The organism is Acetobacter sp. KSO5 (assembly GCF_044094635.1).
In the GTDB taxonomy this organism is placed as follows: Bacteria; Pseudomonadota; Alphaproteobacteria; order Acetobacterales; family Acetobacteraceae; genus Acetobacter; species Acetobacter cerevisiae.
On sequence record NZ_CP172014.1, the window covers coordinates 1,128,792 to 1,141,170 of the forward strand.

The following is a 12,379-nucleotide window of genomic DNA, read 5'->3' on the forward strand; positions in this document are numbered from 1 at the left end:
CTAAGAACTCAGGAGTTGTGGTGTTGCGCAGATTAATAGCCTCGTTAGTAGGGGTAGGTGTTCTGGCTTATGGTGGAACAATTGCCTTCCTTACCCATTTTGACCATGTGACGGCCCCCGAATTACCTGCTGCTTCACCGACGTTAAAAGACCCCGTGGCTCTTGCCGCCTTTAATGCTGTGCGGGAATCCCGCTGTGATTACTGCCACGCGACGGGCCGTGATCTGCCGTTCTATTTCAAGCTGCCGATTGCCAACCAGTTGATGGAAAAAGACCTGCATGAAGGTCTGCGTCATTTCCGTATTGAGCCGGTGCTGGAAGCCTTCAAGGAAGGCAAGCCGTCGACGGAAGAGCAGCTGTCCCGTATTGAAGAAGTCATTACGCAGAACCGTATGCCGCCGAGCATGTATCTTCTCATGCACTGGCATGCACACCTCTCTGACGGTGAGCGTCAGGCTGTGCTGAAGTGGGTGGAAGACACCCGCCGCAAATACTACGCCAACACGGGTGCGGCCTCCCAGTTTACCGGGGAGCCCATCCGCCCCGTGCCGGAAAGCGTGCCGGTGGATGCCGCCAAAGTTGCGCTGGGCCGCAAGCTGTTCTTTGACAAAAACCTCTCTGGGGACGGCACCCTGAACTGCGCAAGCTGTCATGACTTGAACCACGGTGGCGTGGACCATCTGGTGACGGCCACGGGCATTGGCGGCCAGAAAGGCCCCATCAATGTGCCGACGGTGTATGACGCGTACTTCAAGATTGCGCAGTTCTGGAACGGTCGTGCGGATGATCTGGCAGCACAGGCTGCTGGCCCCGTGATGAACCCGGTAGAAATGGGCTCGCATGACTGGGCCGGTGTGGCGCAGAAGCTGGCGGGCAATCCGGAATACGCGCCGATGTTCCAGTCCGCCTTTGGCACAGATGCGGCGATGGATCAGAACACCATCACCTCTGCGATTGCCGAGTTTGAAAAAACGCTGATCACGCCGGACAGCCCGTTTGATGACTATCTGAAGGGCAACAGCAGCGCGCTGAGCGAACAGGCCAAACGTGGCTATGAAAAGTTCAAGAGCATTGGCTGCTCTGGCTGCCACAGCGGCATTGGTGTGGGCGGTGGTGCCTATGAAGCGATGGGTCTGGAAGGCGATTACTTCAAGGATCGTGGCGGCAAGCTGACCGCTGCTGATGAAGGCCGCTATGATGTGACGCACAAGGACGAAGATCACTTCCGCTTTGTGGTCCCGACCCTGCGGAACATTGACCAGTCTGCCCCGTATTTCCACGATGGCAGCGTGAAGACGCTGGACGAGGCCGTGCGGAAAATGGCGAAATATCAGACGCCGGATGCGGCTATTTCTGATCAGGACGTGAGCGACATTGTGGCGTTCCTCAAGAGCCTGACCGGGAAGTATGAAGGTCACTCTCTGGCCGACATGGGGCAGCCTGCTCCAGCCCGGTAATGCGCAGAAAAAACGAGGGATCAGCCAGATAAATGCGCTGGTCCCTTGAAAGACGGCCCCTCGGCAGGTGATAAGCTTGCCAAGGGGCCGTTTTTATTTGGGAAGGAATACCAGTGGTCAGGCGGCGTCATCTCCGTGAAGAAGAAAAGGCGCTGTGGTCCATAGTGGTGCGGGACGTAGCGCCCTTGCACGTGCCGCGTGCCGGCCTATCCCCCGAGAATGCTACTGAAGATGAGCAGGCGACTGCGGCGGAAGAGGCCAAAGGCAAGCGTCTGGCTCTGGCCGCGCAGAAAAAACAGCCCCGGCATAAAAGACGTCTGACGACGGTGGATATCCCGCTGTTTGTGCCAGCTGCCGTGCCTCCTGTGCGGGTGCAGCATGTGGTGCAGCCGGTGGAGGAAATCGGGCGGCGTTCTCCGGGTGTCGATAATTACAGCTGGCGCACCTTTACCGACGGCAAGATGAAGGTGGAGCGGCGGCTCGACCTGCACGGCATGGTTGCGGAAGATGCGTTCCGCCGACTGATGGAATTTATGGATGTGTCGTTCCGGTGCGGCCTGCGCTGCGTGGAAGTGGTGACAGGCCTTGGCACCGGGCAGGAGGGCGGCATCCTGCGGCGGGAGCTGCCACACTGGCTGGCCCGCGCGGAGATGCGCCACCGGATTCTGGGCGTGACCTATCCCCATGCGGGGAATAAGGGGTCAGTCCGTATTCTGTTGCGTCGCCGTCGGCGGTAACGGCTTGCCCGCAGGGGCATCCCGCCAGCGCGGAATATTAACGGACAGCCACCGGCGGAGCGCCAGAATACGGTCCAGATCCGGCATCATATCCGCATAGAGTGTTGAGCAGGGAAGACCTGCAAAAAGCAGCTGATTCTGCTCCCGGGCGTGGGCGCGTAAAGCGGGCTCATTGGCAGCGACCTGTGCGGCGTGCCGGAACCGGGCGACCAGATCTGGCGGAGACAGGTTGGGCAGCATCAGCCCGGCTTTCAGGCTGGCAGCCGAAGCTGCTGTTTTCCACACGTCATAGAGCCGGCCTGCGGGCAGGCGCTTTCTTTCCTGTTTGAAAATGGTCGTGAAGTCAGGTGGCAGCCGCAGGCGCGGGGAGACTGAAGCCGGCAGCACATTGGAGAAAAGGGGCTGCGTGTTCGGCTCATCATCCTGCAGGGAGGCCATCCGTTCTTCATATTCTTCGTCAAACGGAAGCTGAATGACATCCACAGTGCCAGCCTTTAGCGCGGCAATGGCGGTGTCCGGCGTGCCGTAGCCCGGAGCGGGCAAAGGATGCATGCCCAGAAGGTCCAGAGCTACAAGGGTGGGCAGTTCCGGGCCGGAAACAGCAGAAACGGCCACGCGTAAGGGGCGGCCCTGCAGGAAGCTGGCAAAGCTGCGGTGCAGGCTGATTTTGCCAATGGTGACCGTTGGCTGACAGCTCATGAAAACGGGGAGCCAGCGCTGGGCATCGTAATGCACGCGGGGATCGCCCGTCAGAGCGGCAATCAGGCCGGAGCCGGGCACGACTAGGCCAGAAGGCGGGGTCGCCTGTTCCTGCTGAATGTCAAACAGATTGCCACCCGTCACACCATCCCAGCCGGTGGTCAGGCGGAGGGGGAAGGGATCTGCATAATGCATCTCTTCCGCAAGGATCGGGGCCAGCAGGGCGGCCCACTGGCCACAGATGCTCTCGGAGGAGCCGCCTACAATCAGCGGCGGCAGAGGCTGGGTATTCAGCGGCGTGGCGGAGCGTGCGGGGTGGCGCGGCAGCAGAGACGCGACAGCGGCGCCTCCCAGACCGCTCAAGAGCAGGCGGCGGGAGATCGGTCTGGCGGAAGAAGAATGATCTGGCTGATCAGTGCGCGGCACGTGTGAAAAACCTCCCAGTCGGCGTATCTGTCTGAGCGTCCTTAAAGGGGCGGGGCCGGGAGACTTAGGGAGTGGAGTCCTGCAAGCCCCGCCAGACCGCACCAGCGATCTGCGGCAAAATTACGGTTGGTCGCTCAGGGCCACTTCACTTCCGGCGGCATGCTCATCAGAATCGCTTCCGTATGGCCGCCGGTTTTCAGGCCAAACAGCGTGCCGCGGTCATGCAGAAGATTGAATTCCACATAGCGACCACGGCGGATGAGCTGCGCCTCGCGCTGTTCCGGCGTCCAGGGTTCCATCATCCGGTCGCGGATAATTTCGGGATAGGTTTCCAGAAAACCAAGGCCGACATCTTTGGTGAAGGCGAAGTCCTGCGCGGTGTCCCCGCTATCCAGCCGGTCATAAAAGATGCCGCCCAGACCGCGCGGTTCGTTGCGGTGCGGCAGGTAGAAATATTTGTCACACCAGGCTTTGAAGCGCGGATAATACTCGGGGTCATGGCGGGCGCAGGCCTGCTCAAACCCGGCGTGGAAACGGGCGGCGTCATCAATGGCTTCCGCACTTTCGGGGAACATGGGGGTAATATCCCCGCCGCCGCCAAACCAGCCCTGCGTGGTGATGATCATGCGGGTATTGAAGTGCGCGGCAGGCACCAGCGGGCTGCACATATGCGCCACAAGGCTGATGCCGGTTGCAAAAAAGCGCGGGTCTTCCGACGCACCGGGAATGGTGGCAGCAAATTCCGGGGAGAATGTGCCTTCCACCGTGGAGACATTCACGCCCACTTTTTCAAAAACGCGGCCCCGCATCAGGCTCATCACACCGCCACCGCCGGGGGTGCCGTCCTGATTCTGGCGGTTCCAGCTTTTGCGCTCAAACTGGCCTGCGGCTTCATGCCCAGGCAGGATAGGCGCGTTCTGCTGCACGGCGTCCTGCTCTATCTGCTCAAAGGCAGCGCAGATCTTATCACGCAGGGTTTCAAACCACTCTTTAGCTTCCGCTTTCAGAGCTGTATGGGCGGGCACAGAATACGCTTTGGTGGGAGTCATAGCCGGGTCTTTTTTCCTCTCACGCGCGGATGGAGGCTCACCCGCGCCTGCTAAAGGCCTTAGAGGTGCGCCTTCCTGACGATCATTGCAAGATCATGCCGTTCATCGTTAAACACGACAACACTGTTCTGTACGGCGTTCGGGATGCCGTGTCTGGCAGAGGTGAGGGGGAACGGATGGCAGGCACACCATCGTGTCAGGATCAGGCCTATCAGCCGCCAACGGGGCCGGTTTCGGTGCAGCCCGTGCCGGAAACGTCGGCTGGTTCCGCAGCGGGTGGTGCAGCTCAGACGCATACGGCCTATGGGTTTGTGCGGGAGTATATGGCGTTTCTCCTGCCGCGAGACCTCAACCTGCTGTGGACCATTGGCGCCATGCTGGTGGCCGTTCTGGCTCTGATGCTGCTGAGCGGCCTGACACTGGCGCTGACTTATACGCCCGATGCCTCGCTGGCCTTTACCTCTGTCGAAACGCTGGAGCGACGCGTGCCCTTCGGCTGGCTTCTGCGCAGTATGCATATGACGGGGGCTACGTTCTTTATGGCTGCCCTCTATCTGCATGTGTTTCGGGGGCTGTGTTACGGCTCCTACCGTGCGCCGCGTCAGGGGCTGTGGGGCGTTGGCACGGTTCTGCTGATGATGGTGATGATCACCGCCTTTGCCGGATATGTGCTGCCATGGGGCCAGATGTCCTATTGGGGGGCCGATGTAGCAGGCAAAGCTGTTGGCGCGATCCCGCTGGTAGGGAACACGCTGGAGCGGGTTTTTCTGGGCGGTGATGCACCGGGCACTGCCACATTGCACCGGATGTTCGTGCTGCACTTCACGCTCGCTTTTGCCATTGTCGGCATGGTCATCCTGCATGTGGCAGTTCTGCATGCCAGAGGCAGCACAAGCCCATCGGGTGCCATGGGGCAGAACCGGGCGCGGATGCTCCCGTTCCATCCTTATTTTACCGTCAAGGATGGTCTGGGCGTGGTGGTGCTGGCCATTCTGTTCACGCTGGTGATGTGCTTCTGGCCGGGGCTGGTGACCGAGGTGGAAAATTATCGCCCGGCCAACCCTTTGCACACCCCTGCGGACATTGAGCCAGAATGGTACTTTCTGCCATTTTACGGAATGTTGCAGGCTGTGCCCTCCAAGTTTTTCGGGTTGCTGGTATCGGGTGGTGCTGTGGCCATCCTGCTGTTTGTCCCCTGGCTGGACCGGGGTAATTCCGCCACTTTCGCGGTTGGTCGCTGGGGTGGCTTGCGCTGGCTGCCGCGTGTGGCGCTGGCGGTTCTGGTCTGTTCCTTCGTGCTGGCCGGGCTTGCGGGGCGGCATCATGTGCAAGGCGTCTGGTTGGTGGTCGGGCGATTGGCGACGCTGGGCTACTACCTCTATTTCCTCGGTTTTTTGCCGTTTTACAGTCGGTTGGCGCGTAAGGAGGCACTGTCTTGAAGGCGCGGATGTCTTTCGCGGCGCGGTCCCTTGCGGTTGGCCGCAGGGGGAACGTGCGCAGGCTACCGCAGGTGGTGGCGGGCGTGCTGGTGTGCTCCTTCGTGCTGGCCGGGCAGGGAGCGTTGACGGCCTCTGCACAGGCTGCGCCTCCCTCAGGTGCCCCGGCGCATGCGCCCGCACAGAACTGGTCTTTCAACGGGCCACTCGGGCATTTTGATCTGGGGGCTGTGCAACGTGGCTATGCTGTGTTTGCCGGTGTTTGTGCCTCCTGTCACAGCCTGACGCAGGTGCATTTTTCCGACCTTGGCGATATGGGCCTGACGCCTGAGCAGGTGGCAGCCCTTGCAGCCTCCTGGCAGGTTGCCGCAGGTCGGGATGCGGAAGGGCACCTTAAACATCGCAAAGCCACGCCGGATGATGCGCTGCCCCGGCCCTATGCTGACCCGGATGCCGCACGGGCTGCAAACCGTGGCGCGGTGCCCCCTGATCTGTCCCGTATCACGCAGGTCTATCCCGGCGGCCCAGACCGTGTGTATGCGCTGCTGACGGGCTATGCGCCAGTAAAGCCACCAACGGCGGAAGCCGGAGCTGCTCAACCCGAAGCAGGCTTTGCAAACCCCTATGCCATTGGCCACCGCACAGCCATGCCACCGCCTTTGCGGGATCATGCCGTAATGTATGCCGATGGCACCCAGCCCACTGCGCAGCAGGAAGCGCGGGATGTCACAGCCTTTCTCGCGTGGATTTCCAACCCGCATGCGGATGACAAACGCAGGCTGGGGGTTGGGGTTGGGCTCTATCTGTGTTTTCTCGCCTGTTTGCTTGTTATCCTGAAACGGAGAATCTGGTCTCATGTTGCAAAATGAAGTTGTGGAACCCGTCATCGGTCTTATCGGTGGGTCCGGTCTGTATGATATTGACGGGCTGGAAGAGAAGGAATGGCGCACTGTTGAAACCCCGTGGGGTCTGCCGTCTGACCAGCTTCTGTTTGGCAGACTGGATGGTGTGCGCTGCGTCTTCCTGCCGCGTCATGGCCGGGGGCATCCCATTCCGCCGTCTCGTCTGAACTACCGTGCCAATATTGCCGCGATGAAGATGTCGGGTGTGACCGACATTGTCTCGCTCTCTGCGGTCGGGTCTTTGAAAGAAGAGCTGCCGCCGGGGCATTTTGTGATTGTCGATCAGTTTATCGACCGCACCATCTGGCGGGAAAAAAGCTTTTTTGACACTGGCTGCGTGGCCCATATCTCCATGGCAGACCCGCTCTGCGCCCGTATTGGCGACGTGCTGGAAGCCCAGACCAAGGCGCTGAATATCGAAGCGACCCGTGGCGGCACATATCTGGTGATGGAAGGCCCGCAGTTTTCCACCCGTGCGGAAAGCAACCTGTATCGTTCATGGGGCTGCTCCGTAATTGGCATGACCAACATGCCGGAAGCGACTTTGGCGCGGGAAGCCGAGATTTGCTACGCGACCGTCGCCATGGTGACGGATTATGACTGCTGGCACGAAGACCACGATAACGTGACGGTAGAAAGTGTGGTGAAAACCATGCAGGGCAACTCCGCCAAAGCGAAGGCGCTGGTGAAAGCGGTGATTCCCGCCCTTGGTCAGCCGCGTGGCCTGTGTTCTGCCGGGTGTGACAGAGCGCTGGAATATGCCCTGATTACCGCCCCGGAAGCGCGGGACCCTGCGCTTATCAGCAAGCTGAAAGTCATAGCCGGGCGCGTACTGTAAGGCTGCTAACCAGGCAGCCTCTCTTGCACGTCTCACCAAAACGGGCGAATGCTAGCCAAAAGAATGGATGGCTTTGCTCTCGTGACGACTTCTGAACATCTTCGCTCTTTAACCCGCCCGCTGGCCCTTGTAACCGGGGCCGCGGGTGGCATTGGTGTGCCGCTTGTCAGCCGTCTGGTGGCGGCGGGCTACCATGTTCTGGCGCTCAGCCGGAGTGGGGGCGAGGAACAGCCATTTGTCACGCCGATATCGTGTGACCTGACAAAGCCTGAGCAGATTGAACATGTTGTCGCGCAGGTTGCAGCACTTGGCCGCCGCGTACAGGTGCTGGTGCATTGCGCCGGGGTGATTGTGCCGCAGCGCATGGGGGGCGGGGATACGGCCTCTGTTTCCTGCCAGCTGGCCGTCAATCTTGAAGCCCCCATTCTGCTGACCATGAAGCTGCTGCCACATATCCCCTCAGGCGGGCATGTGGTGTTCATCAACTCCATGGCCGCCCTCGTGCCGCTGGAGGGCAGCAGTATCTATACGGCCAGCAAATTCGGGCTGCGTGGCTTTGCGCTTTCTCTGGCGCAGGATGTGCGTAAACGCGGCATCCATGTCTCGTCCGTTTTTCCGGGCGCAGTCGATACGCCCATGCTTAAGCGCGAGATTGATAACGGTGGCTCACCGCTGAACTTCGTCACGGCGCCCGCTACGGCAGATGGCATTGCTGTCATTGTCATGGGCCTGCTGCGCCGCCCGCGTGCGGAAGTGTTCTGCCCCAGCTCAGACGGTATTCTGGCTCAGCTCATGCTGATGATGCCCCGCGTCTGGCGGCTGATCCTGCCAATCCTGCTCAAAAAAGGCCGCAAGGGGCTGCGGAAGTATCTGGATGGGCAGGGAAGGTGCTGAGGCGGCACTCCTGAGGGCTCATTTTCTCCGGTGCTGTGTTTTGCGGCTTTGACGGTGGAGATGGAGTGTGAACTTGCCGTGCACAATGCTGCGTGTGACTGGCACTCCATGCTGGCGTTTTGAGAGCGTGTACACGCAAAATTGCCCCACAGATGAAATCTGTAGAGTAAACGCAGCACAATTCGCATTTACGAAGTGCTAAGCAGCTATTTTTATTTTCAGGAAAAATGGTGGAGGAGGTTGGATTCGAACCAACGTAGGCGTACGCCAGCGGATTTACAGTCCGCCCCCTTTAGCCACTCGGGCACTCCTCCGGGGTTGTTGAGGGAGGAATTAGAGGTCAGGCGGCCTGTTGTCAACACTCTGTTTTCATTCTCTTTCCGTATTCAGGAAAAAACTTTGCGGGCGATGGGTGGACAGGGGTGCCATCAGGCGTGAAAGGTGCCGCTCAGCAGCTTTTTTGAGCAGGAGAGACAGTCTTGAGCAAACATGTGACAGCCAGACGGCACACCCCGCGGTCCCTCGCGGCGCTGGACGCCCCCATTGTCGCGCTGACGGCCTATACCACCCCCATGGCCCGCCTGATGGACCCGCATTGTGACCTCCTGCTGGTGGGGGATTCTCTGGGCATGGTGGTCTATGGCATGGACTCCACGCTGGCCGTCACGCCGGAGATGATGATTGCGCACGGGCAGGCCGTGGTGCGCGGCAGCCAGCGTGCCTGTGTGGCGATTGATCTGCCATTTGGCAGCTACCAGCAGAGCCCGCAGCAGGCCTTTGCTGTCTCGGCTGAAATCATGGCGAAAACCGGGGCTGGCTGCGTGAAGCTGGAAGGCGGCGTGGAAATGGCTGAAACCGTCCACTTCCTTACCCAACGCGGTATTCCGGTCATCGGCCATATCGGCCTCAAGCCGCAGGCTGTGCATACGCACGGCGGTTTCCGCACCGTAGGGCGTGGGAGCGAGGCCGAGCAGGTGATGCAGGACGCAAAAGCGATTGAAGCCGCCGGGGCTTTTTCCATTGTGATTGAAAGCACCATGGAGCCGTTGGCGCGTGAGATTTCAGAAACGCTTTCCGTGCCGACAATCGGCATTGGGGCCTCTCCGGCCTGCGGTGGTCAGATTCTTGTCGGGGAAGATATGCTTGGGCTTTTCTCTGATTTCACTCCGCGTTTTGTTAAACGCTTTGCGGCGATTGGCGAACAGGTGGACAAAGCCGTGGCAGAGTATGCCGAAGCCGTGCGCAACCGCAGTTTTCCGGGGCCGGAGCAGTGCGTTGGGATGCCAAAAAAGGAATCCTGAAAAACTGTTCGGGAGTAAGGTATTTTACAGAGTGTCTTTAAATGGCTGCTTTAAAAAAGCAAGCCAGAGGCGTGCTGGCGTAATTTGAGTCTGCGCAACAGGATTTTAAAATACCCTCTTGCTATCAGACTATATCTGAGAGAGCAGGGCGTATGGCTCCGTTCTCTCAGGCTTTTACAAAGAAATCATGTCCGCAAGGAACGCCTCTCTGTTCCCCGTGATTGGGACAAACAGAGAGGAATCTAGCAGGCTTTACTGGTAACGGTTCAGCCACCAGCCATACGGCGGGGGCAGAACGCCAGCGGGCTGCTTTTTATGCACGGCCCGCGCCGCAGCGTAGGGCCAGTGCGGGTCAGCCAGCAGCGGGCGGCCAAGAGCTACCGCGTCCAGCGTGCCGGTGCGGATCAGCGCATCAGCCTGTCGCCCTTCACTGATATACCAGGAGGTGGAAACGGGCAGGCCGGTTTCCTGTTTGATCTGGTGTGCATAGGGCGCCATGAACGCCGCACCCCACGGGATCTGGCCGTTTGGGGTGGAGAAGCCGATGCTCACATCCAGAAAATCCAGCCCGGATTCTTTGAGTTTTTTAAGCAGGGCGACGGAATCCCGCAGGTTTTCGTCATCATGGCCGTCAAATTCAATTACGCCAAACCGAATAGTCAGCGGCAGGTTTTCCGGCCAGACTTCCCGCACAGCCTCCAGTGTTTCCACCAGAAAGCGCCCGCGGTTTTCAGCAGAGCCACCATACTGGTCTGTGCGTTTGTTGGCGTCCGGAGAGAAAAAACTCTGCGCCAGATAGCCGTGCGCAAAATGCAGCATCAGCCACTGGAAGCCTGCATCCCGTGCGCGTTCCACGGCTTTGACAAAGTCTGCTTTCACGCGGGCAATATCGTCCAGCGTCATTTCCGTCGGCGTGCGGGGCAGGTTGGCACCAAACGGAATGGCAGAGGGGCCAATGGGTTGCCAGCCGCGCGGGTCGCCTTCAGGGATATGGTCGTCCCCTTCCCACGGCAGGTTAGCGCTTGCCTTGCGGCCTGCATGCGCAATCTGAATGCCCGGCACAGCGCCAGCCTTGCGAATGGACTCCACAATCGGGGCGAAGGCTGCCGCCTGCTCATCATTCCACAGGCCGAGGCAGCCCGGGGTGATGCGGCCTTCGGGAGAAACGCCCGTGGCTTCCACCACCACCAGACCGGAGCCGCCACGGGCTAGGCCGGCGTAATGCACATGGTGCCAGTCATTCGGCACGCCATCCTGCGCCATATACTGGCACATGGGGGCAACGGTAATACGGTTGCGTAAGGTGACGTCTTTTAAGGTATAGGGGTCAAAGAGAGTTGGCATGGATGAGGCCCTTTTTCAAAATGAAGCGGGTGAGTGAATAGTTCGACAATAATCGAACTATTATCGTGCGCAAGGGCAAAGGGCAGGAAAAACGTATGAAGCAGTATGAACATCCGCCTGCAGAGGCGTTTCAGTTAACGGCCATTCTGCATGCGCTGTCCGACCCGTATCGGCTGTCCATTGTGCAGAAACTCTCGGTTTTGCAGCCGCAACCCTGCGCTCCGTTGCAGGGAGACAGGCCGAAATCCTCCGTCTCTCACCATTTTAGCGTGCTGCGAAAAGCGGGGCTGGTGCGGACTCTGGTTGTGGGTGTGACTCACATGAACAGCCTGCGGGATGCTGAGCTGGAGGCGCGCTTTCCCGGTTTGCTGAAAACGATTCTGGAGGCTGCGGCGCGGAGTGCGGAACTAGCTGCGCAGGACTGACGGCGGCGGGGATGTCCTGCGTTTCCTGGAAGGGCGCACGTGGATGGCTGCCGAAAGTGTGTTGGCCCCTGCACGGTAAGATGGGGGATAGCGCATCGCGCCGGGAAGAAAAAACGCTATTGCGGATCTTCCGATGTGCCGCCCGGACTATTTAAGAGCGGCACAGCCTGACCGCCTGCGTGGGCGCTGCTCGCCAGAACCTGCACCCCCAGCACATGCCACCCTGAAGCGTCCTGATAGAGCAGGGGCGCGCCGCTGCTGCCGTGTGTGCCGGCGCAGTCATGGGAGAACAGAGGATTGCCGCTCCTGTCGTGCGTCAGGCCGGTCATATGGCAATGCAGATCCGCCGTGATGACGTCCGGCATGTTCTGCTCGTAGCCTCCCAGCACAACCGCCATACCGGGTTTAATGTCGTCGGGTGTGGTGCTGACGTGAAAGGCCTCATCCGGGCGCGCAACCGGGTGGTCCAGCACCAGTGTGGCATGGTCCAGCCCGGCACTCAGGCTTTCTTTAGTGGGAGAATAACCGGGGGGCACAATAAAGCGGACAACGCGCGCATGGGCCGTGAATTTATCGCCACTATAGGCGCGCAGAAAATGCACGCTGCTGGGCTGAACGAAACGTTGAGGCTGCGTGAGCCAGAGGCAATGGGCTGCTGTTTCCACCAATACAGGGCTGATCAGAAAGCCGGTGCAGCGGGAACCGAGTTCCGTCTGCACCCGGCCAATGGCAGACCACGGGGCCTGTGTGGTGGAGACGCGCTGCCGAGGGTCCGCAAAGGGCGTGACCCCGGCCAGATGAGTACGGTAGTCCGGCCCCTCTGCATAAGCAGGGAGAGGGGGTAACAGCAGGGACATGGCGGCCCCGGCTG

Annotated in this window: 12 protein-coding genes and 1 tRNA gene; 8 read left to right on the forward strand and 5 right to left on the reverse strand. The window is 59.9% G+C overall.

Going from position 1 to position 12,379, the window contains the following annotated elements:
- Positions 1-23 precede the first annotated feature (23 nt).
- Together ACHQGU_RS05140 and ACHQGU_RS05145 are read left to right on the forward strand one after the other, a co-directional pair.
- Positions 24-1,457 (forward strand): cytochrome-c peroxidase, encoded by a 1,434-nt coding sequence (locus ACHQGU_RS05140; RefSeq protein WP_395496077.1) that lies wholly within the window; start codon positions 24-26, stop codon positions 1,455-1,457.
- 113 nt (positions 1,458-1,570) lie between these two features.
- Positions 1,571-2,194, forward strand: a complete 624-nt coding sequence (locus ACHQGU_RS05145; RefSeq protein WP_062270895.1) for a Smr/MutS family protein — start codon at positions 1,571-1,573, stop codon at positions 2,192-2,194.
- On the opposite strand, the gene ACHQGU_RS05150 is transcribed toward ACHQGU_RS05145, so the two are convergent.
- Positions 2,159-3,319, reverse strand: a complete 1,161-nt coding sequence (locus tag ACHQGU_RS05150; protein ID WP_395496078.1) for a hypothetical protein — start codon at positions 3,317-3,319, stop codon at positions 2,159-2,161. The genes ACHQGU_RS05145 and ACHQGU_RS05150 overlap by 36 nt on opposite strands.
- 134 nt (positions 3,320-3,453) lie before the next feature.
- Positions 3,454-4,368: an oxygen-dependent coproporphyrinogen oxidase gene (hemF, locus tag ACHQGU_RS05155; RefSeq protein WP_062250663.1), complete on the reverse strand. Its 915-nt coding sequence runs from the start codon at positions 4,366-4,368 to the stop codon at positions 3,454-3,456.
- Positions 4,369-4,544: 176 nt separating this feature from the next.
- Here hemF and ACHQGU_RS05160 point away from each other — a divergent pair, with 176 nt between their 5' ends.
- The 4 genes from ACHQGU_RS05160 (at position 4,545) to ACHQGU_RS05175 (ending at position 8,438) form a co-directional block, all read left to right on the forward strand.
- Positions 4,545-5,807 carry a cytochrome bc complex cytochrome b subunit gene (locus ACHQGU_RS05160; protein ID WP_395496385.1) on the forward strand — a complete coding sequence of 421 codons (1,263 nt, stop codon included), beginning with the start codon at positions 4,545-4,547 and terminating at the stop codon, positions 5,805-5,807.
- Positions 5,804-6,673: a cytochrome c1 gene (locus tag ACHQGU_RS05165; RefSeq protein ID WP_395496079.1), complete on the forward strand. Its 870-nt coding sequence runs from the start codon at positions 5,804-5,806 to the stop codon at positions 6,671-6,673. Before ACHQGU_RS05160 ends, ACHQGU_RS05165 begins: the two co-directional genes overlap by 4 nt.
- Entirely contained in the window at positions 6,660-7,544 is an 885-nt protein-coding gene (locus ACHQGU_RS05170; protein ID WP_395496080.1) for an S-methyl-5'-thioadenosine phosphorylase, read from the forward strand. Before ACHQGU_RS05165 ends, ACHQGU_RS05170 begins: the two co-directional genes overlap by 14 nt.
- 81 nt (positions 7,545-7,625) lie before the next feature.
- The gene (locus tag ACHQGU_RS05175; protein ID WP_395496081.1) at positions 7,626-8,438 is read left to right on the forward strand and encodes an SDR family NAD(P)-dependent oxidoreductase; all 813 of its coding nucleotides are present in this window, start codon (positions 7,626-7,628) and stop codon (positions 8,436-8,438) included.
- A gap of 228 nt (positions 8,439-8,666) precedes the next feature.
- Here the strand turns inward: ACHQGU_RS05175 and ACHQGU_RS05180 are convergent.
- A tRNA-Tyr gene (locus ACHQGU_RS05180) sits at positions 8,667-8,752 on the reverse strand.
- 165 nt (positions 8,753-8,917) lie between these two features.
- Between ACHQGU_RS05180 and panB the strand changes: the two genes are divergently transcribed.
- Positions 8,918-9,739: a 3-methyl-2-oxobutanoate hydroxymethyltransferase gene (gene panB / locus ACHQGU_RS05185; RefSeq protein ID WP_062140796.1), complete on the forward strand. Its 822-nt coding sequence runs from the start codon at positions 8,918-8,920 to the stop codon at positions 9,737-9,739.
- A gap of 252 nt (positions 9,740-9,991) precedes the next feature.
- Here the strand turns inward: panB and ACHQGU_RS05190 are convergent, their stop codons facing one another.
- Entirely contained in the window at positions 9,992-11,083 is a 1,092-nt protein-coding gene (locus ACHQGU_RS05190; protein WP_395496082.1) for an NADH:flavin oxidoreductase/NADH oxidase, read from the reverse strand.
- Between the two features lie 95 nt (positions 11,084-11,178).
- Between ACHQGU_RS05190 and ACHQGU_RS05195 the strand changes: the two genes are divergently transcribed.
- Positions 11,179-11,508, forward strand: coding sequence for an ArsR/SmtB family transcription factor (locus ACHQGU_RS05195; RefSeq protein WP_395496083.1), 330 nt, complete (start codon positions 11,179-11,181; stop codon positions 11,506-11,508).
- A 116-nt stretch (positions 11,509-11,624) separates the two neighbouring features.
- Here the strand turns inward: ACHQGU_RS05195 and ACHQGU_RS05200 are convergent, their stop codons facing one another.
- Positions 11,625-12,365, reverse strand: a complete 741-nt coding sequence (locus ACHQGU_RS05200; protein WP_395496084.1) for a trypsin-like serine peptidase — start codon at positions 12,363-12,365, stop codon at positions 11,625-11,627.
- Between the last annotated feature and the right edge of the window lie 14 nt (positions 12,366-12,379).